18 protein-coding genes are annotated in these 20,867 nt (G+C 41.3%); 14 read left to right on the top strand and 4 right to left on the bottom strand.

Features of this window, described 5'->3' with window-relative positions:
* Nucleotides 1-140 precede the first annotated feature (140 nt).
* Nucleotides 141-1,979 (top strand): molecular chaperone HtpG, encoded by a 1,839-nt coding sequence (gene htpG, locus WKV44_01245; GenBank protein MEM5947163.1) that lies wholly within the window; start codon nucleotides 141-143, stop codon nucleotides 1,977-1,979.
* 125 nt (nucleotides 1,980-2,104) lie between these two features.
* Nucleotides 2,105-3,256 (top strand): SpoIIE family protein phosphatase, encoded by a 1,152-nt coding sequence (locus WKV44_01240; GenBank protein MEM5947162.1) that lies wholly within the window; start codon nucleotides 2,105-2,107, stop codon nucleotides 3,254-3,256.
* A gap of 64 nt (nucleotides 3,257-3,320) precedes the next feature.
* On the opposite strand, the gene murA is transcribed toward WKV44_01240, so the two are convergent.
* Nucleotides 3,321-4,601 carry a UDP-N-acetylglucosamine 1-carboxyvinyltransferase gene (gene murA, locus WKV44_01235; GenBank protein MEM5947161.1) on the bottom strand — a complete coding sequence of 427 codons (1,281 nt, stop codon included), beginning with the start codon at nucleotides 4,599-4,601 and terminating at the stop codon, nucleotides 3,321-3,323.
* Nucleotides 4,602-4,616: 15 nt separating this feature from the next.
* Entirely contained in the window at nucleotides 4,617-5,693 is a 1,077-nt protein-coding gene (locus tag WKV44_01230) for a hypothetical protein (GenBank protein MEM5947160.1), read from the bottom strand.
* Between the two features lie 90 nt (nucleotides 5,694-5,783).
* On the opposite strand from WKV44_01230, the gene WKV44_01225 reads away from it, so the two are divergent.
* Both WKV44_01225 and thrC read left to right on the top strand, forming a co-directional pair.
* Nucleotides 5,784-7,166, top strand: coding sequence for an aspartate kinase (locus WKV44_01225; GenBank protein MEM5947159.1), 1,383 nt, complete (start codon nucleotides 5,784-5,786; stop codon nucleotides 7,164-7,166).
* An 18-nt stretch (nucleotides 7,167-7,184) separates the two neighbouring features.
* Nucleotides 7,185-8,486 (top strand): threonine synthase, encoded by a 1,302-nt coding sequence (gene thrC / locus WKV44_01220; GenBank protein MEM5947158.1) that lies wholly within the window; start codon nucleotides 7,185-7,187, stop codon nucleotides 8,484-8,486.
* A gap of 32 nt (nucleotides 8,487-8,518) precedes the next feature.
* Here thrC and WKV44_01215 read toward each other — a convergent pair whose 3' ends face one another.
* Entirely contained in the window at nucleotides 8,519-9,601 is a 1,083-nt protein-coding gene (locus WKV44_01215) for an HD domain-containing protein (protein MEM5947157.1), read from the bottom strand.
* Between the two features lie 174 nt (nucleotides 9,602-9,775).
* Here WKV44_01215 and WKV44_01210 point away from each other — a divergent pair, with 174 nt between their 5' ends.
* Genes WKV44_01210 through deoD form a run of 6 tightly spaced genes read left to right on the top strand, consistent with a single transcriptional unit; the run spans nucleotide 9,776 to nucleotide 14,718 of the window.
* Complete coding sequence (locus tag WKV44_01210; GenBank protein MEM5947156.1) at nucleotides 9,776-11,236, top strand: hypothetical protein; 1,461 nt, start codon at nucleotides 9,776-9,778, stop codon at nucleotides 11,234-11,236.
* A 15-nt stretch (nucleotides 11,237-11,251) separates the two neighbouring features.
* A complete protein-coding gene (locus WKV44_01205; protein MEM5947155.1) occupies nucleotides 11,252-11,704 on the top strand; it encodes a lipoprotein in 453 nt (150 codons plus the stop codon).
* Nucleotides 11,701-12,717, top strand: a complete 1,017-nt coding sequence (locus tag WKV44_01200; GenBank protein MEM5947154.1) for a FecR domain-containing protein — start codon at nucleotides 11,701-11,703, stop codon at nucleotides 12,715-12,717. The genes WKV44_01205 and WKV44_01200 overlap by 4 nt, the downstream gene beginning before the upstream one ends.
* Before the next feature lie 11 nt (nucleotides 12,718-12,728).
* Nucleotides 12,729-13,118, top strand: coding sequence for a hypothetical protein (locus WKV44_01195; GenBank protein ID MEM5947153.1), 390 nt, complete (start codon nucleotides 12,729-12,731; stop codon nucleotides 13,116-13,118).
* Between the two features lie 2 nt (nucleotides 13,119-13,120).
* A complete protein-coding gene (locus WKV44_01190) occupies nucleotides 13,121-13,972 on the top strand; it encodes a lipoate--protein ligase family protein (protein MEM5947152.1) in 852 nt (283 codons plus the stop codon).
* 32 nt (nucleotides 13,973-14,004) lie between these two features.
* The gene (deoD, locus tag WKV44_01185) at nucleotides 14,005-14,718 is read left to right on the top strand and encodes a purine-nucleoside phosphorylase (GenBank protein ID MEM5947151.1); all 714 of its coding nucleotides are present in this window, start codon (nucleotides 14,005-14,007) and stop codon (nucleotides 14,716-14,718) included.
* A 45-nt stretch (nucleotides 14,719-14,763) separates the two neighbouring features.
* Here deoD and WKV44_01180 read toward each other — a convergent pair whose 3' ends face one another.
* Entirely contained in the window at nucleotides 14,764-16,182 is a 1,419-nt protein-coding gene (locus WKV44_01180) for a trehalase family glycosidase (GenBank protein ID MEM5947150.1), read from the bottom strand.
* 309 nt (nucleotides 16,183-16,491) lie between these two features.
* Here WKV44_01180 and gatC point away from each other — a divergent pair, with 309 nt between their 5' ends.
* From gatC to aspS, 4 genes are read left to right on the top strand one after another with little or no spacing between them, the layout of a single operon-like run.
* Complete coding sequence (gene gatC / locus WKV44_01175) at nucleotides 16,492-16,770, top strand: Asp-tRNA(Asn)/Glu-tRNA(Gln) amidotransferase subunit GatC (GenBank protein ID MEM5947149.1); 279 nt, start codon at nucleotides 16,492-16,494, stop codon at nucleotides 16,768-16,770.
* Between the two features lie 15 nt (nucleotides 16,771-16,785).
* Nucleotides 16,786-18,150 (top strand): Asp-tRNA(Asn)/Glu-tRNA(Gln) amidotransferase subunit GatA, encoded by a 1,365-nt coding sequence (gene gatA, locus WKV44_01170; protein ID MEM5947148.1) that lies wholly within the window; start codon nucleotides 16,786-16,788, stop codon nucleotides 18,148-18,150.
* A gap of 2 nt (nucleotides 18,151-18,152) precedes the next feature.
* On the top strand, nucleotides 18,153-19,577 hold the full coding sequence (gene gatB, locus WKV44_01165; GenBank protein MEM5947147.1) for an Asp-tRNA(Asn)/Glu-tRNA(Gln) amidotransferase subunit GatB: 1,425 nt from the start codon (nucleotides 18,153-18,155) through the stop codon (nucleotides 19,575-19,577).
* Entirely contained in the window at nucleotides 19,574-20,845 is a 1,272-nt protein-coding gene (gene aspS, locus WKV44_01160) for an aspartate--tRNA(Asn) ligase (protein MEM5947146.1), read from the top strand. Before gatB ends, aspS begins: the two co-directional genes overlap by 4 nt.
* Nucleotides 20,846-20,867: the final 22 nt, after the last annotated feature.

The raw sequence follows: 20,867 nt of genomic DNA, 5'->3' as shown, positions 1-20,867 counted from the left end.
CCCTTTTTTTTGTGTGTAAAGAAAAGGCAGTCCGTCCCGTAAGGGCGGGCTGCCGTTCGGTATAATTTGTTTTTTCCTCTTTTCTCTTTTGCTTTATATTTTTATATTTTTTACAAATATTTAATGACAGGAGTTGTGCAATGGCAAAGCATCATTTTCAGACTGAGGTTAACAGATTGCTTGATATCCTAATCTATTCTCTTTATTCCCACAGGGAGATTTTTTTGCGCGAGCTCGTTTCCAATGCATCGGATGCGCTTGATAAGCTTAAGATTCTTACTCTTACGGATGATGCTTATAAAGGGCTAGATTTTGCTCCCAGGATTGATATCTCTTTTGATAAGGATAAGGCGCTGCTTACTGTGTCAGATACGGGTATTGGTATGAACGATGAAGATCTTGTGGAGCATCTGGGTACTATTGCCAAGTCTGGTACCAGAGAGTTTCTTTCCAGGTTGTCTGGCGATGAGAAAAAGGATTCTGAGCTTATCGGACAATTTGGTGTGGGCTTTTACAGTGCCTTTATGGTTGCTGACAGGGTTGAAGTGATAAGTAAAAAGGCTGGCGAGGAACAGGCATGGCGCTGGGTAAGCGATGGTAAGGGTGAGTATGAGATAGATAAGGCCAAGCGGGAAGGACATGGTACGAGTATTGTACTGCATCTCAAGGAGGATGCAAAGGAGTTTGCCTCCGAGTGGAGGATAAGGGAGATTGTCAAGCGATACTCCAATCATATTGCTTTTCCCATATATCTTTCTTACGAGGATGATAAAGGAAACAAGAAAGAGGAACAGGTTAATTCTGCTCAGGCTTTATGGCGTAGGTCCAAATCCGAGCTTGAGCATAAGGATTATGTGGAGTTTTATAAGAATATATCAGGAGATGATGAGGAGCCTCTTTTTTATCTTCATATCAAGGCAGAGGGCACAATGGAGTACAGTAGTCTTTTGTTTGTTCCGCGCAGGGCTCCTTTTGATATGTTTTCTGCGGATTATAGGCCTGGTATAAGGCTTTATGTAAAGCGTGTTTTTATCACAGAGGATGATAAGGAGCTGTTGCCCCAATATCTCAGGTTTCTGCGTGGTATTATAGATTCCGAGGATTTACCTCTCAATGTCAGCCGTGAGATGCTACAGGAGCATAGAATTCTTGCAAACATAAGAAATGCAACTGTAAAGAGGTTTTTGCAAGAATGTCAAAGAGTTGCAAAGGAAGAGCCAGAGAAATATCTTGAGTTTATAAGACAATACAATAAGCCCTTAAAAGAAGGACTTTATTCTGATTTTGCACATAAGGATTTACTTGTTGACCTTGTTCGTTTTAAATCCACTTCTGCTGCAGGTTATACTTCCCTTGCTGAATATGTAGAAAGAATCAACAATAAGGAGCAAAAGGCGATATACTATATAAGCGGTGGGGACGAGGCTGTGTTGAGGAATGCGCCTGTGCTTGAGGCATATAAGAAAAAGAATGTAGAAGTGCTTATAATGGACGATGAGATAGACGAGCTTATTGTGCCTCTTATAGGCAAGTACAAAGACTATGAGCTCAAGGCGGTAAACACAAGCAAGGCAGAGGATGAGTTTATCAATGACGAGGAAAAGAAGAAGAAAGCAGAGGAGGGAAAAACAGTTGCGGAAAAAATCAAAAAAATACTTGGGGACGAGGTCAAGGATGTTATAGCCTCTGTAAGACTTGAGGACTCACCTGCCTGTATAGTACTTGATGAGTTTACACCTTCCCTCAAGATGCAAGAGCTGCTTAAGGCAATGGGGCAGGATGCCCTATCCGATATCAAGCCTATACTTGAGATAAACACGGAACATCCAGTTATAAAGCGCATTGAACAGGCAGATGATGAGCTTGCAAAAGACATGGCTCACATACTTCTTGACCAGGCAATCCTTCTTGCTGGACAAAAGCCAAAGGACAGTGTGGGTTTTGCAAAACGTCTTGCAAAGATAATGGAAAAAATCTGATTTTATATATCGAACGGCACTGCTTTCGCAGTGCCTTTTTTTAATCTGTTATGACAAGTAATTATTTATTATTGACATGTTTTAGGTATTGTTTTTTTATCTCATTGATATGATAATGATATGTTATGGGGACTATTAGTAACACATCTTCTTTTTCCTTTATGCATGTGGGCTCTATAGCAAGATATATTGAGCCTGTCAGTATCAACTCTGAGGTAGAGTGGGTTCTTGATTATATGGATAGCGAGGGCATAGATGTTGTGCCAGTTGAGAAAAACGGTGCTGTCATTGGTCTTGTTAGTAAATCGGATCTTCTTGCTTCTGTGGATACTGCAATAAAAAAGATTTTTCATGGTGAGCTTGAAGAGTATGTCGTAGATGCCAGGCTTGTGGATGCTTTGGATTATGTGGATGTTCTTGTTGCGGAAGCTCTTGATGAGAATAGGGATTCCGAGCTTTCTGGATGGTTTATTGTAGAGTACAGAAAGAGTTTTGCAGGGATTATAAGCCTTAGAGAGATGATACGCTATCTCAATGAAATAAATAGGCGAGAGATGGAGCGGGCAAGGGAAATGCAGGCTACTCTTTTGCGTCATAGGAATTTTGCTTCCCAACATGTGGAGCTTTCTTTTTATAACCGTATGGCTTATATGATTGGTGGGGATTTTTTTTCTTTTTCCGAGCTTGCAGCTGACGGGGTTATGGCTTCTTGTTTTGATGTTATGGGTAAGAATGTATCCGCTGCTCTTGCTACAAGTGCACTTGGGGCTGTTTTTTCTATGATAAAAAGGGTTGCTGCCAGGAGGCCGGAGGAGACGGTTGCACTTGTCAATAATGTTTTGGCGGATATTTTGCCTGCAGATGTGTTTGTGGCCGGTATTTTTATTTTTGTTTCTCCGTCTTCCGGCTGTCTCATATTTAATTGCGGTTTTCCTGTTTCTTATGCCTTTGTACAGGATGGCGGGCAGGTTTCAATAAAGCGTATTAAGGCTAATCTTCCTCCACTGGGTATGGATAGCAACTTGAGTGTGGATTGTGCTTTTAAGCTTGATTTTCAGCCAGGAATGCGTATATTTGCGTATTCCGATGGTATTTCCGATATTCTGGATATGGATGGCAGGAGGTTTGGCGACGAGAGGGTATTGGAGCTTTTTAAGAGTGCATATAAGAATGATTTTTCTTCTTTTGATTCTCTTGTGGATGAGGCTGTGAATACTTGGATTTCCAAGGGGCATCTTGCGGATGATATAACTATGATAAATCTTATGTTAAAATAACGATTTTGATAGTTTTTGCTTACAGAAAAGGGCAGCCTGCCGTATGACGGGCTGCCCGTTCAGTCTAATCCGCTTTTTCTCTTTTTATCTGTGCTCCCAGTTTATTGAGTCTGCCTACCAGGTCTTCATATCCTCTTTCTACTTGGTATACGTTGTGTATCAGGCTGTTTCCTTCTGCACAGAGTGCGGCTATGACCATTGCCATGCCTGCTCGCACATCTGGAGATGTGAGTTCTGCGCCTCTCAGGCGGGAGGGGCCGGATACTACTGCTCTGTGCGGGTCACAGAGGATTATTCTTGCACCCATTTCTATTAGCTTGTCTACAAAGAACATGCGGGATTCAAACATTTTTTCGTGTATGAGGATTGTGCCTTCTACCTGCGTGGCGACTACTGTCATTATGCTTGTAAGATCGGCCGGGAATCCGGGCCATGGTGCGTCGTCTATCTTGGGTATCATGCCGCCCAGGTCAGGGATTACTCTGAGTTGCTGCGGGGATGGGACGCGTATTGTGTTTTCTTCCTGTTCCCAATGTATTCCCAGTTTGGAGTAGGCCAGTTTTATCATCCTGAGGTGCTGAGGGCTTGCGTTTTCTATTGTTATTTCTCCCCTTGTTACTGCGGCAAGGCCTATAAAGGAGCCTACTTCCATATAGTCGGAACCTATAGAAAAGTCAGTGCTGCGCAGTTTTTTTACGCCTTCTATCGTGAGGATGTTGGAGCCTATGCCGCTTATTTTTGCTCCCATATTGCTCAACATGTTGCATAGGTCCTGTACGTGTGGTTCTGATGCTGCGTTGCGCAATACTGTTGTGCCTTCTGCAAGTACGGCAGCCATTATTGCATTCTCAGTTGCTGTTACGGAGGCTTCATCAAGAAAGATGTCTTCTCCTACGAGCTTATTTGCACTTATACGAAAAACACCGTCTATTTCCACACGGGCTCCAAGCTCTGAAAAGGCAAGAAAATGAGTGTCCAGTCTTCTCCTGCCTATCACGTCTCCTCCCGGTGGGGGGAGTATCGCTTTTCCGGTTCTTGCAAGCAATGGGCCTGCGAAGAGTATTGAGGCACGTATGAGCTTTGCCTTCTCAGGAGGGAGCTCCGAGCTCTTTATGTCGCTTGTGGTTATTTTATAAGTGTTGTTGTCTATTTTTTCTACATTTGCTCCCAAATCCTGTATTATAGATAGGGTTACTTTTACATCCTGTATGTTGGGTATGTTTCTGAGTATTACCGGCTCGTCCGTAAGGAGACAGGCGGCTATACATGGCAGGGCTGCGTTTTTATTGCCTTTTGCTTTTATGGTTCCCTTGAGAGGGAATCCGCCTTCTATTCTGTACTTCATGGGCATACTCTAAGGTCATGGGGCGTTTCTGTCAATCACAAAGAGAAAAGCTTTGCGGGTAAAGGGGAATTTACATATTTGCAGCTGTGCGTGTGCAATAAAAGTTTTTCCTTCTGCTTCTACTTTTACAGGTATTTTTATAGTACTGAGAGGTCTTGCATTGTCCGGGAACGGGTTTTCAAACAAAGGCGGAAATGTAATCAGTATACTTCCTGTAGTTTTTGGTGCTGTTCCTATTTCTGGCACAAATATTTGCCAGATGCTGGCTGGTCTTCCTTCTACCGCCCGATTGTAAAAGGATTCTAGATCGCCTCTTTGGAGTTCGGATACTGTCTGATAGAAAAAGTTATTAAGGCTTCTTACCACTGCCAGAGAATGAGAAATCTCAAAGTCGTGGCCGTTCCACTTATATAGATATAGAAATGTTTCTTTTCCTGTTCCTTGTTCAAAAAGATTTTCTCTTACAAGTATATCCGGTATGTTGTCATCGTTATAATCTTCTATATCTATGCTTTTGTCTGGAGTTGTGTCAAAAAAGTTTACAGTCGGAGGGGACTGCTGTGATATACTGATTATGGCATCCACTTTCTTTTGTGCTGTAAGAAAGGAAAAAATATACATTATGGCATTTTCTGTTATTGTCTTTTCTTGTATTTGGTACAAAAGGGGATATTTACCCAGTTTTATCTTATGAGGTGGATTCCCTTTCTCCAGCCATATTGCATAAAAATCAGCAAATGACTCTATATCGTATATTCTCTCTTTCCTTGAAAGGGTATATATTGTAAATTGTTTTTCTTTGGTACATAGGAATAGTACCGCCTCATTGTTTTTTTCTGGTATAAAGGCTATAGGACCTGTATTATCTGTAACAGGAAAGAATCCGGATGGTATTTTTATCTGCTGTTCCTCTATCAGCTTTTGAGGTGGCATTGGCGTTTGAGTTGGTGATGTGGGTTCTATCTGGTTTATTTTGGGTTGCTGAGAGACTGTATCTTTTATACTTTTACAGCTTGCGAATAAAATTACCGAGAAAAGAATAAAAATAGAAAAAAATGCAATAATTTTATGTTTTTTAGGCTTTTTTTGCATATCTATACATCAATGTGTATATTGATAAAACTCCTCTTCTCTGTAATTATTTTCTAGAAATTGTATCACAACTTGGAGGCATAAGCAAACATGAAAGTTCTTAAGTTTGGCGGAAGTTCTGTTGCAGATGCGGATAGGATAAAGACAGTAGTCAGTATTGTTCTTGATATTGCAAAGACGGAGAGGATTGCTGTTGTTTTTTCTGCCATGAAAGGTGTAACAGATATGCTCCTTACAATGGCGGATAAGGCAGAAAAAGGAGATGCCAGTTATAGGGAAGATTTTGCTGCTCTTACGGATAAGCAAAAAACAGCGGTGGATGGTTTAATAGCTGATGAAAAAGAAAAAGAAGAAGTGTTTTCTGTTTTATCTGGGCTTTTGGATGAGTTAAAGGATATCCTGCACGGAGTGGAACTTGTAAAAGAGTGCTCCAAGAGAAGCAAGGATCTTATTGCAAGTTTTGGAGAGAGGCTCAACTGCAATCTTATATCGGCTTATATAAAATCTCTTGGATATGCAGCAGAATATGTTGATGCAAGAGAGATTATAAGAACAGATGCAAGCCACGGAGAAGCTGTTGTAGATTTTGAGACAACTTATGGTCTTATAGAAAAAAGGCTGTCAGGAGACAATATATATATCGTAACTGGATTCATAGGTTCTACAGAAGAAGGTGTTACAACAACACTGGGAAGAAACGGTTCTGATTATAGTGCCGCTATAGTTGGTGCGGGTGTTGGAGCTTCCGAGGTTGAGATATGGACGGATGTGGACGGAGTTCTAAGTGCTGATCCCAGAATAGTAAAAGATGCGTTTGTTCTGGAAGAGGTTTCTTTTGCAGAAGCTATGGAGCTTTCCTTTTTTGGTGCAAAGGTTATACACCCCTATACTATGATTCCTGCTGTTGAGAAAAATATTCCGATAGTAATAAAGAACACGATGAATCCATCTTACCCCGGCACAAGAATAGTAAAAGATGCAAAAAGACACAAATGGCCTATTACAGGTATAGCCTCCATACCAGGTGTGTCGCTCATAAATATAGAAGGCAGCGGAATGATGGGTACTCCCGGGATAGCAGCTAGGGTTTTCTCCGCACTTGCAGAATCAAAAATAAATATAATAATGATTTCTCAGGCATCATCCGAGCATAGTATCTGTATTGTCTGTAGAAGCAGTGAGGCAAGAAAAGCAATCTCTGCACTTGAGAAAACACTGGAATATGAAAAGAGAGCAAGACTTGTATCTCGGTTTGATTGCATAAATGATCTGGAAATCGTCGCTATTGTGGGAGAAAACATGAGAGGAACGCCTGGCATAGCCGGGAGGCTATTTGATGCTGTGGGCAAGGCCGGTATTAATGTCCATGCAATAGCTCAAGGCTCATCGGAGTTAAATCTTTCCTTTGTTGTTGATGAGAAAGAGGGACAAAAAACAATAAAAACAGTCCACGATGCCTTTTTTAAAGCATAAGGCCTGTAAGGAGCAAAAATGCAGTTTTGCAGTACCAGAGATATCCGACATATTGTGAGTTATGAGGAGGCTATATTTCGGGGACTTGCCCCTGATGGAGGCCTCTACCATCCAGTAAAGCATCCTGATTTGCAGGAACTTTTTGCCTCTCTTAATCCTGGCATGGATTTTACAGCTATAGCAGGCAAGCTTATAACTGCGCTCTTCCCCGACTACTTTGATAAAGACAAAGCAAAAGAAATAGCCGAAAAAGCCTTTCCTTTTTCCCCTGAGCTTGTACATCTTGATAACAAGCTGTATCTTCTGGAACTCTTCCATGGACCTTCCTGTGCTTTCAAAGATTTTGGAGCCTCTTTTCTTGCGACTTGTATGGAAGAGTTCTTAAAGCAGGAACATAGAAAAGCTGTTATACTTACTGCAACATCCGGGGATACGGGCAGCGCTGTTGCACAGGCATTCTATAAAAAAGAAAACATAGATGTTGTTATCCTCTATCCTTCCGGCAGGGTAAGCCCTCTACAGGAAAAGCAACTTACGACACTTGGAGCCAACATTCATGCATTGGAAGTAAAAGGCTCTTTTGATGATTGTCAAAGAATGGTGAAAGAAGCATTCATGGACACCGAGCTTAGGAGCACCTTTAATCTTACCAGTGCAAATTCCATCAATCTTGGAAGACTTATCCCTCAGTCGTTCTATTATGTATACGCATATGCACAGCTCAAAGACACAGACAAAGCGCCGGTATTTTGCGTGCCCAGCGGCAACTTTGGCAATCTCACAGCAGGAGTATATGCAAGCATCTGGGGGATGCCGACAAGCGGATTTATAGCTGCAACCAATGCCAATGACGTGGTACCCCAATATCTCGCAGGCGGAGAATACAAACCAAGACCATCATTGCACACCCTTTCCAATGCCATGGATGTTGGGAATCCGAGTAATTTTGAGAGACTTAAGGCATTGTTTGGAAGCAGAGAAAAAATGGCAGAGCATATAACAGGTTGCAGCATATCAGACAAGGAAACACTGGAAACAATTAGCCGATATCACAAAAAAAAGCAGACTTTTTTGGATCCCCATACAGCAGTAGGAGTACTTGCATCCGAGCGATATATGCAGAAGAACCCTGCACACAATATCATAAGCCTATCTACAGCTCATCCAGGCAAGTTTTTGGAAGTAGTAAAACAGGCAACAGGAGAATTCCCCCCACTGCCTGACCGATTAAAAGAAGCCTTAAACAAGCAAAAACAAGCTACCCTTATAGACAATAGTCTGGACTCTTTATCGGATTTCCTCAGAAAAAAAATAAAATAACAGACCGAACGCACCGCTCAGGCGGTGCTTTTTTATTCTACAAAGAGCTTAACATCTTTTTTAAAATCCATATTTTTATATGGATTCTTTCTATTTTTAAGATAAGCCTTGTAAGCCTTACAGGAGCGGTGATAACTATCCGGACCTTTAAAAGTAGAAAATAAATCGCAACGATACACCTCGAGAAGCATAGGGAAAAGAGGAGAATCCAATACATTGCTGACAGAAGAAGGACGCAAAGAAGGGAGAGCATGTGGCAGCATATGGTGTCTAACAAGAAAAGCAACATCCTCTGTAAGAGAGCTTGAAAATCCAAGTCGCTTGAGAAATGAGCGGGCTATAGATTCTCCTATATTTGCATGAGCAAAGAAACGTTTCCCATCCTGCTCCGTAGCAAGAGGTTTTCCTGCATCATGCAGAAGAACAGCAAGAGTAACAGGCAACAACCTTTTTTTGGGATATCGCAAAGCTTCCAGTGTATGTTGCCAGACAGAACCCTCGGGATGATAATCTTTACTGTGTTCTACATCCTTCATTCTTGCCAGCTCAGGCCACAGTACGGACAATAAACCGCTTTTATCAAGCAGAGAGAGACCTTTCCAAGGCTTATAGGAACTCATAAGCAATGACAGAAAAATTCTTTGCTCATCCTGTGATGGCATATATGACTTCATATCTGGAAAGAAATCTCCTTCAATAGAAAAATCATAGCGTGAAATCATAATTGCAATATTTAACACATCCCTTATGGAATACTCTCCTGCGCATTCCAGTTTTTTACTCCTTATACTTTTTATAGCCGAATCAGACATGTAAAACCTTCTGGAAAAAGGATCTGCTGTAATGTTAAGCTCCGGTAAGTAAGAAAACATTCCTTCTTCTGAAAATAGAACAACAGAATCTTCTTCTACTATTGCAGCCTCTATTGCAAACATAGATGGGAAAATAAGATTATCAAACATTTGTGCAAGAGCTACCATATCAGCAGAACTCTTTATCAAGAGATAATACTGGTCATCATAAAATCTGTAATATCTGTCAAGGGCGGAAAACCCCATCAATCTAGGATTGTACCTGTTTTTTTTTAGTAGCTTTAAAATCTCTTGCCTGTCCATAAAAGAAGCTCCATTCTTTATTTTATAGTCTTTTTACTGACACTATTTTATCAATAAAAGTATTCATTACTGTATATATATATCTTAATGTAATATAATATGTTCTTAGGAAGAACAACAGCATAGAGAGCAAAAACATAAAAACTGTGTTATTATATAAAAAGGAGTAGTCAGATGCGACGCCTTTTTGCGTGTCTTATTATAGTTTTATCCTCATTTTTGTCATTCGCCCAGGAGAAGGCGCGCATAGAAATCTTTTTACCGGAGAACCAGACTAGCTCAGATGAGTATAGCGTGGTTGCCGAGACAATTCAGGATACCATTATTCTCTCTTTGTATCTTCTCAATCGTTATGAAGTAATCAAGAACTATATTAGTGCAGACTTTGCTTCCGAGCAGGAGATGTCAGACTATTGTCTTGAAAAAAGGTTAGATAATCTTTTATTTGGCAGAATATTTCTGGATGATGGTATTATAGTGTCGGAGCTTTCTGTTTTTGATGCACAAGAAGGAAAAATAAGCCTTGTAAAAGAGCAGCGTACAAAATCATTGCTTGGGATATTTTCTGCAACAGATAGGCTTGTTGCAGATATGATAGATGCTTTGAGCGGTTCCCATGTGGGATATGGCGAGCTGTCTCTCAACAACAACGGCTTATCATTATCCTATTCTGTGTATATCAATGATTTTTATGCTGGAGATGACCTTGTATCTCTTGTCAATGTAGTTGCGGGAGAATATGTACTTACAATAACTCAGAACAGGCTAGGGACAGAAACAGTAATCTATCGGCAAAGTATAAAAATATCAGAGGGAGAAATCACTTATGTTGATTTTAGTGTGCCGGATATATTACCCGAGGAATCGGCTTTTATAAAATCACAGGAGGCAGCCCTCATATACTATGCCAGAAGAGATAAAAACCAGGCTGAACTGTTCTTTACGGAGCTCATGCAAAGGTTTGAAAACTCTGTTTCTACAGAAGGACTTGATAGGGCAAAGGAAGAACTCATTTCTGCTTACCAGAAAACTCTTTCCGAGCCACCGATAGAAGAAAAACTTGCAGGAGAGAAGAAGCCATTGTATTTTTTCTATAATCCCGGCGGTTATCTTGTTGTTGGACAGGAGATGGGACTTGGTGTGCCTTTATGGTTGGATTTTTATACAGAATTTAACCTTACGATGCTTTATGGTATATACTTTAAAAGTATGGAAAATGATGAGAGTACTATGGGAGAATCCTGGGCTTCTTCTATCATGATTTTGTACGTAAGCCCTGATTCTGGAGGCTTTGTTTTTGGACTTGGCTTTGGAGGATATACTTCTACAGGTGCTGTAGCAGATGTTAACCAGGACCTTGTGGATGATATTGGTAACAACTATCCTGCAAATACGATTGGCTATGCCAAGCGTTTCTCGTACGGACTTTTGGGTTCTGCGTATGCAGGATATAGATTTCGTTTTGGTAGATTTTTTGCTGAGGCAGGGGGATTGGGCTATTTGGCAGCTCAGCTCCCTCTCAGAGAAAGATATTGGGTTCCTGATGTGGGACAGTATCTTTTTTCTCCTGAGGCAAGAGGCTGGGAGTTCCATTTTGCTCCCAATATAAGACTTTCTGTAGGAATTGAATTTTGATAAATGGAGAAGAATATGAAAAAAATAGTATTACTTATTATCATCTTATTTATTCTTACATCATGTCAGTCTCTTCCGTATAGAGCAGACAGGGAGGATGTGGACATTGTTATCAGTCTTATCAACAAAGGAGATATAACAGCGCTGACTGCTGTGAGCAGGCTGCCTTTTCTTTTTGAATCGGAGATAATAAGCACGCCTACCGATATGCAGTCTCTCTGGCAATATCTCTCTTCCGGCGGATTTAAACTCAAAGATTATACGATACGGGAAATTTTTTATCCCGAGCGTATTTCAGATCTGTGGCCGGGTATAAAGATGGAAATAGATTCATATCAGAAGAATTATCTTAACCAGGATACTAACTGTGTTATCATTGATACTGCGGGAGGTGAGTTTATGCTTCTTATAGGAAGACCTGTAAAAGGTATTCCTTCTATCTTGGGAATAAGGGGGCCTGCCCTATGAGAAAAATGACAATTGGTTTTTTAACCTTTTTTCTCCTGTTGTCTTATGCTTTTTCTCAGGAAATTACTGTTTCTTATCTTGAGGGTTGGGCAGATAAAAAAGAAAAGAACGGAGGACTTGTTGAGCTTTTTATAGGAGATGTACTTATGCCCGGAGAAGGGGTTGTTACCTCTTCTGACGGCTTTGTAGAGCTTGAGATGGGTAACGGGACTACCATAAAGATTGGTCCGGATTCTGTCTTTCTTGTGGAGGATATGCCTTATGGAGAAGAAAAACAGACCGGTTTTGCAGCTCTGATGGGAGAGGTTAGCTATAAGTTTGGCAAGTTCTCAGGAACAGAGCCTATGTCCCGGACACAAGGAGCAATATGTGGTGTCAGGGGAACAGAGTTTACCATTGTAAGTGCAAGCGACGGAAGCTCTCTTATCCATGTCTTATCAGGAAAGGTTGAGGTGACAGCGCAAGGACAGTCGGTTGCGCTGGGACCAGAAGAGGCTGTTACTGTTGAGCTTGGGGCTCCTCCTTCTGAGAAGTTTTCTTCTCACGGGAAACCTCTTGATTTTTCTGCATGGAACAAGGAAAGAAGTGCTAAGATGCTTAAGGATCCTTTATCCGCACTTGAGTCTGTCATGTTTCAGCTTGAATCTTATGCGGACAAAGCTGATGCATTAAAAAAAGAGCAGAATGCGTTAAAACAAATAATAGACAGAAAGCTTGAGGAGTTTAATAGAATAGAAAAAGAAAAAGGCAGGGATGTTGCAATAGAATATAGAAAAAAAGAAATAGATCCTCTTACCTCTCAGTCTGCTTACCTTGGTTTTAACTACAGATATTATGCACTTTCTGCATTGTCTCTCAGGCGTTATATGATTGTCAGGCTTTATATACCTCTTCGGGCCAAGGTTCTTACGGGGGACTATGACAGATGGAACGAGTTCTACGGAGCTTATATGTCTGTTCTTGAGTTTTTTGATAAAAGGCTTGTACCATATCTTGTACAGGCTGATATATAACGGAGGCTATTATGAAAAATATAAATAGGGTTATAATATTTTCTTTGCTTGTTGGTATTGTTTTTATGCTTTTTTCCTGTGATCTTAAGAACAAGATAGGTATAGAAGAGAGAATAGATATGTTTTTTGATGATGTTAATAATGCACCTTCTGAGGTTTATACCAATTATCACCCGGATGCTCCCAACTATGATAATGTAAAAGATTATAACAATACCCTGGGGCAAAAGCTTCCTTCAGGAAATAGTTATTCTCATGGAGCTGTCTCTGTATCAGGTGATGTTGCCACAACAACTGTCAGTGGATGGACATATACCAATGAACCTATTGAGTTTAAGATGAAAGAGGGCGATGATGGCTGGTATGTTTGGCAGGTAACAATCAGTGGTGCCACATATTAATCGTGAAGCGCAAAGTAATATTTTCTCGGTCGGATAATGTATATCTCAATCTGGCATATGAAGAGTATCTTCTTGGCAATACAGAGGATGAGGTGCTCTTTGTATATGCCAATAGTCCGTCTGTGGTCATAGGTCGCTTCCAAAACCCCTGGGCGGAATGTAATCCTCTTTTTCTTAAAAAGAATGATATCAATCTTGCAAGAAGAATATCCGGTGGAGGGGCTGTCTATCATGACAGTGGTAATATCAATTTTTGTCTTATATCCGATAGAAAATGCAATAGAGATTTTCTTGCACTTATTTTATCAGATGTGCTTATTGGTATTGGACTTGAGACAAAAATAGATGAGCGTTCTGCTATTTTTCTATCTGATGGAAAGAAAGTTTCTGGTGCTGCTTTTAAGATTGCTCAGGGAAGGATTATGCTTCACAGTACCTTGCTTGTTTCCTCTGACTCTTCTGTTGTTTCTTCTGCTCTGAGGCCTGTCTGTGGTTTTTTTGAAAGTAGGGCGATTTCTTCTGTAAGGGCTAATGTTGGATGTGTTTGTGATTATGTTGATGTTTTACCGGAAGATATTGTTGGTATGGTAGCAGATAAGTGGTCGCTTTCTCAAGAATATGTGTGGGAAGATGATATTAAAAAATGCTGTGCGGATAGAGCGGAGTTCTTTGCTTCTTGGGAATGGCTTTTTTCCAGTACTCCGAGTTTTGTATGGCGGTATAGGAATCTAAGTGTTTTTGTGGAGAAAGGTCTTATTTCTTCTGTTGAGCCTCTCAGGGGTTCTTCTCATTTTATCGGGAGTCGTTTTAATCCCTATGAGTTTTGTGTTGCACAGGAATGTGAAAGGTTATAAGATTTATATATATTTTATTTTATGGAGGCTTTATGAGTATACATATAGAGGCAAAGCAGGGAGATATTGCAGATATTGTGCTTCTTCCAGGAGATCCTTTGCGGGCAAAACAGATTGCCGAGAATTTTTTGGAAGATGTTAAGTGTTATAATCAGGTAAGGAATATGCTGGGTTTTACTGGAACATGGAATGGAATGAAGGTTTCTGTACAGGGGACTGGGATGGGTATGCCTTCTATTTCTATCTATACGGAAGAGCTAGTCCGTGACTATGGGGTCAAGACTCTTATAAGAGTAGGGACTTGTGGTGGTTTGCAGCCTGATCTTGGTTTGTATAATCTTGTGCTTGCTTCTGCTGCTTCCACTGATTCTTCTATGCATAAGAGACGTTTTAGAGGGATGGATTATGCTCCATGGGCTGATTTTGGGTTGCTTTCTGCGGCTTACGAGGCAGCTTCCAAGAAAAATCTGCCTTCTAGAGTTGGAGGGGTCATTTCTACGGATACTTTTTATCAGCATGATCCTGATGAGTGGAAGTTGTGGGCAGAGAATGGTATTCTTGCCGTAGAGATGGAAACTTCTGCTCTTTATGCGATTGCTCTAAGAAATAAGGCAAAGGCTCTTGCCCTTCTTACTGTAAGTGACAGTCTGGTTACAGGTGAGCTTACAAGTTCTGAGGAGCGTGAGAAAGGTATGCTTGCTATGGTAGAGGTTGCGCTGGAGGCTGCAAAAAAGGTTCATGGCTGATAAAAAAGGCTGATACGCTATCAGGCGTATCAGCCGTTCGGTTTTTTATATTTTGTCAATCAGTATCGAGCATTTTCCAGATGGGATTGGTAGCGTCTTTTTCTTGACTCCAAGTATATCTATTGTAAAGTAATATAGTTTTTCGGATTCCAGACGGATTTCCCAGCCCATGTTGTTTTTGTTGGTGAGTATTGTGATAAAGTTTCTCTTGAGGTAGAGGTTTTCTATCCCCATTATCTCAAGGGTGGGTATTATCCAGTCTACTGTTTTTCTGGGAAGGCTTATTATAAGGCCTATTACGTTTTCTATCATCAGGGTTATTGTGGATAAAGCTATATGAAGTATTCTATTTTGTTTGGGAAAGCCCTCTGTCTGGCATTGTGCGGGGCCTTCTTTGTGGGGGTTGTAGGCTTCCCACAGATAGCCTTTTTTATTTTCTCCTGGATGAAGTGTGTCCAATATAAAATAAAGATGCCTCATGGCAGTTTCTCTTGCCATCTCGTGGTAACCGTAATTGCTGAGGCCTTTTATCAGGACAAATGTGTATGCAGGATATACGGCAAAAAAGATACAGTTTTCTTGAGGGTTTTTTTGAGCATCGTCTACGGATATTACCGGAAAAGGATGCTCCGTGCCAAAGAGTTCCGGGTCCTTGAGATTGGCAATCAGTTTCTGAATCTGATTTTCTCCGGGAATCTCCGTAAGCAGTGTCCAGTATCCTGCCAATGTTTTTATCGTCAGTTTGTTTTTATCCTTATCGAGGTCATAATAAAGACCTGAGTCTTCATCCCACATCATATTATTGATGCGTGTTTTGAGGGCAAAATAGCGTTTTTTATAGTAGAAGCTAAGATCCTTATCGTTGAGCAAATCTCCTAACTCTGCCATATAATAGGCATTGAGAGCCATTACAGCATTAAAATCCAGAGGGTAGTAAGTCTCTGCGCGTGTTGCAACAGGGATGCTTGTTGCAGCAAGTGGGGCATGGTAAAGGCCTGTCTCATCGCGAAAATTGCTTTCTAGCCAGTCATAATATTTTTGAAGGACTGGCATTATCTCTTTTATTCTCTTCTTGTTGCCAATCTTGTGATATACATTATACTCTGCCCAGGCAAAAAGCGGCAAAGCAAGCCCCTCTGGATTATCCGGGCTTATGTATGGTTCTCCCGTATCCAAGCGGTAATTGGCTCTGATTGCACCATTTTCTTCCTGTTTGCTATAAAAATTATCAAGCTGAGGTGTTGCTGGATACTCATTATTGCTGTATACCAGAAAAAAAGTGGACATACAACTGTCTACGAGATTGATAACATTGTCATCGGAGTAGGCAAAAAATCTCTTTGCCCAGCCGTTTTTGCTATCTCCTGTTTGCCAGAAATCCTCCAATAGCGCCCAGCTTTGATTGTATAGCTCTACCAAGTCCTGGTCATAGAGATGCACTTGAGGAAATTTTGAGTCTGTCACTGTTGCTCCTGTGCAATTTTTATCTATTGTAGCACTGTTGTGTGCTCCGTCAACGATTTTTTTTGAAGATGTGTGCAACATAATATAACCAATTTCCTTTATCAGGTCAATTTAAAATGCTGTCCGATAAAATATAATACCGAACGGCACACTGCACTACGCTTGCGTGCCTTTTTTATAAAATAAAACACAAAAAAGACCCTTTGGTTACAACTGCATGTTATGCATAAACTTGTATATTTATGCAATTTTGTGTATCATTGTCTGTGCCTTGACGCAAGGGCCAATACCATGTAAAAGTCAAATACTATGGATAGAAAAGAATTGGAAGTAACGGCAGAACTTGCTTCATTGAGGTTAGAAGAAGCAGATTTTGCAAAATTTATGCAAGAAGTGGAACAAATTCTTGCGTATTTTGAAAAGATGGAAGAATTGGATGTGGATAATCTGGAGCCCACTACACACGCTCTGGTAAAGAAAAATAGAGTTCGGAAAGATGTAGTAAGAGAGTTCCCGGACAACGACATGCTGCTTGATGCAGCCCCCGAGGAAGAAGATAGATATTTTCTTATTCCCAATGTTCTGTAAAAAAGGTGAGTTATTATGGATTACAAGCCAATAAAAGAAGCTGATATAAGCACGTATGAAGATAAACTTTTGCAGAGGGATAAGGAAATAGGTTCTTTTCTCTCCGTGGATATAAAAAAAGGCTATGACCTTGCGGAAAAACGCGGGGAACTTGTAGGCCTCTTATGCGGTGTCAAAGACAACATAGCTGTTGAGGGCTTTCCTCTTACGTGTGGTTCTAAGATGCTAGAAAACCTATCCAGCCCTTACAGTGCAACGGCAATAAAAAAGCTTATAGAACAAGGTGCGGTTGTTGCCGGTAAAACAAACCTGGATGAATTTGGAATGGGCTCATCCTGCGATAATTCTGCTCTCAAAATTACAAACAATCCTTGGGACACTTCCAGAGTTGCAGGGGGGTCGTCTGGAGGAAGTGCTGCAGCCGTTGCAGCGGGGATTGTCCCCTGTGCCTTAGGAACTGATACTGGAGGTTCCATAAGACAGCCTGCAGCCTTCTGTGGTGTATATGGTCTTAAGCCTACATATGGTACGGTCTCAAGATATGGGCTTGTTGCTTATGCCTCCTCCCTTGAGGTAATAGGACCTCTGGCAAGGGATATAAATATTGTAGAAAAAGTCTATGATATTATAAAGGGTGAGGATGATCGGGACCAGTCTTCTGTTGAGATAGAAGAAGTTTCTCCAGATGTAAAACGCATAGCCGTACTCAGAGGAGACTTGGGGCTGGATGATGCTGTAGCAAAAGTCTATACCAAGACAGAAGAAGGATTTAAATCCCTTGGATACGAGATAGTTGATGTTGAGCTCCCTGTCTTGGATTATGTTGTTCCTGCCTACTACACAATAGCTACTGCGGAAGCAAGTGCAAACCTTGCCAGGTATACGGGAATAAGATACGGACACAGAACAGTATGGGCGGAAAATCCGCAAGAACTTGTAGAAAAATCAAGAAGTGAGGGCTTTGGTCCCGAGGTAAAGCTAAGAATACTTCTGGGGACTTTTGTCTTAAGGTCTGGCTTTCAGGACAAGTATTACCACAAGGCTCAGAAAATCCGTACTGCAATAAGAATGGCTCTTGATGAGATATTTAAAAAGAGTGATGTACTTCTCATGCCGGTATTTCCCACACAGGCATTCTTGCATGGAGAAGCAGGACTTTCTTCTTTTCAGCAGAAAATGGCTGATAAGTTTACAACAACAGCCAATATGGCCGGTGTACCTGCCCTTGCCTTTCCTGCCGGACAGGAGAATAACCTTCCTGTTGGTATGCAGCTTGTCGGACCTGCTTTTGCGGAAAAGAGGCTTTTTGATACGGCAAGAGCCTTTAGAGAAGTTTTTACGATAGAATATCCAGAAAAATATTTACCACTATGGAGTTAGCCGTGTATCAGTCATTTATAGGTCTAGAGATACATATCCAGCTTTTGACCAAAAGTAAAGTTTTTTGCTCCTGTAAGGCAAATTTTGGTGATGAACCCAATACCAATGTATGTCCCGTATGTCTGGGGTATCCAGGAGTTTTACCCAATCTCAACGAACAGGCGATAAAAATGGGATACATAGTAGCGAGGGCATTAAACTGCAAACTGGCGGATAGTGCCGTATTTGCGAGAAAGAATTATTTTTATCCAGATATGCCCAAGAACTATCAGATTTCCCAGTTTGAAGACCCCATAGGACGTGATGGATACATAGACATAGAGATATCAGGAGAAACAAAACGTGTAAGAATACACGAAGTTCACCTGGAAGAAGATGCAGGTAAGATGATACATGCAGGAGATGTTTCTCTCTGTGACTATAATAGAGCAGGGACACCTCTTCTTGAGATAGTTACCGAGCCTGATATGTGCACCGGGGCGGAAGCAGAAGCATTGATACACGAGCTCAGAAAGATGGTAAGATACCTTGGGGTCTGTGACGGTAACATGGAAGAGGGTTCTTTAAGATGTGATGCCAATGTTTCTATCAATAAGAAGGGACAGGGGCTTGGTACAAAAGTAGAGATAAAAAACCTCAACTCCAGCCGTTTTGTAAGGCTTGGTCTTGACTATGAGATAGAACGGCAGACAGCTCTGATGGATGAAGGCAAACCCATAATACAGGAAACAAGGCTTTGGAATGAAAATAGGGATGTCACAGAACCCATGAGAACAAAAGAGAGCGCTCATGATTATAGATATTTCCCCGAGCCGGATTTGCCTCCTTTTAGACCAGATAAGAGCTTCCTTGAGGATGTGGAAAAAGCCCAAGTGGAACTTCCTCTTGCAAAAAAACAGCGCTTTATCAAAAGTTATGGCCTTACGGAGCAGCAAGCAGATTATCTTTGTGAGGAGATAGCGCGAGCAGATTTCTTTGAAACTGCAGTGAAAAAAGGTGCAGAGCCCCAAGTTGCAGCATCATGGCTTGCGGGGGATGTCGCAAGACAGCTCAACAGACAGAAGATGGAACTGACGGATAGTCCTCTAAGCCTTGAGAGGTTTGTATCACTCATGAGTTTGCTTAAAACCGGGGAGATCCACGGTAAAATAGCAAAGCAGGTATTGATAGCAATATTTGAAGAGAACAAAGACCCTCTGACAATTATAGAAGAAAAAGGTTGGAAGCAGTTATCCAAAGATGAGCTTTATGCACATATAAATGCTGTTATACAAGAAAACAGCACGGCAGCAGACCAGGTAAAAGCAGGTGATGATAAGCCTCTTGGCTTTCTTATGGGAAAACTTATGGCACGTACATCAGGACGTGCCCATCCGGAAGAGGCAAGAAAAACTCTGATAGATATAATAAGAGGAGGCACTGAGTGAGAACCCTGGCAAAAGAAGTATCACAGCACATAGGAAAAGAAATAACAGTACAGGGTTGGGTACACAGGATAAGAGAGCTTGGGGGAATATCCTTTGTTCTTTTGAGAGACAGGAGCGGGTTGATACAGCTTGTATTTCAGGGAAGCCCTGATATAGGCCATGAGTATGTTATAAGCGCAAGTGGAAAAGTAGAAGCCAGTGACAAGGCAGAAGGTGGAGCAGAGATACACGTAAGCAGTATAGAAGTACTTGCAAAAGCGGAGCAGGATCTTCCCATACCTGTAAATCAGGATCCCTCACAACTCTCCATAGAAGCCATACTTGACAACAGACTTATATCACTCAGAAATCCAAAGATAAGAAGCATATTCCAGATGCAGTCAGGACTTGTAAAGTATTTTGCAGATTACCTTCGCAGCAAGGATTTTACAGAGATAAAAACAAGCAAACTAATATCTAGCGGAACAGAAGGAGGGACAGGGCTCTTTGAAGTCAATTACTTTGATAACAAGGTCTATCTTGCACAGTCCCCCCAGTTTTATAAGCAGGCCATGGTAGCATCCGGACTTGAGCGGGTCTTTGAAATAGGTATGGCATACAGAGCAGAAAAACACGATACTCCGAGACACCTCAACGAATACGTATCCATGGATGTTGAGATGGGCTTTATAGAAAGCGAGCACGAGCTTATGGACCTGGAAGAAGGGATTTTGTCCTACATCTTTGAAGAGACAGCAAAAAACCATGCGGATATATTAAACCTTTGGGGTGCCACAGTACCTGATCCTGACAAAGTAAGTAAAATCCCCAGAATACCCTATGATGAAGCAAAAAAAATAGCATCTGACAGAGCCGGCAAAAAACTCTTTGAGCTCAATCCTGAGGCGGAGAGAGTACTGTGTGACTGGGCAGCAGAAGAAGCCGGCATAGAAGCGGTCTTTGTCCATAGCTTTCCGAGACGAGCGCGGCCGTTCTACACCTATCCGGATGGCAGAAGTACAAAGAGCTTTGACCTCTTGTTTCGCGGACTTGAGATAACAACAGGCGGACGCCGCATAAACGATTATAACATGTTAAAGGAAGTACTGCCTCACTTTGGCCTTACGGAAGAAGGCCTTGGAGGATACATGGACATCTTCAAATACGGATGTCCTCCTCATGGAGGCTTTGCAATAGGACTGGAAAGGCTCACACAAAAAATACTTGGACTTGCCAACGTAAAAGAAGCGAGCCTTTTTCCCCGTGACAGGAAAAGAGTAACACCCTGATTATTATTATAAAATGAACGCG

The sequence above is a fragment of the Spirochaetia bacterium 38H-sp genome (assembly GCA_039023545.1).
GTDB classification, from domain to species: domain Bacteria; phylum Spirochaetota; class Spirochaetia; order Winmispirales; family Winmispiraceae; genus Rarispira; species Rarispira pelagica.
The sequence above is the reverse complement of the archived record's forward strand: the minus strand, read 5'-3'. Positions and strand labels throughout refer to the sequence as shown.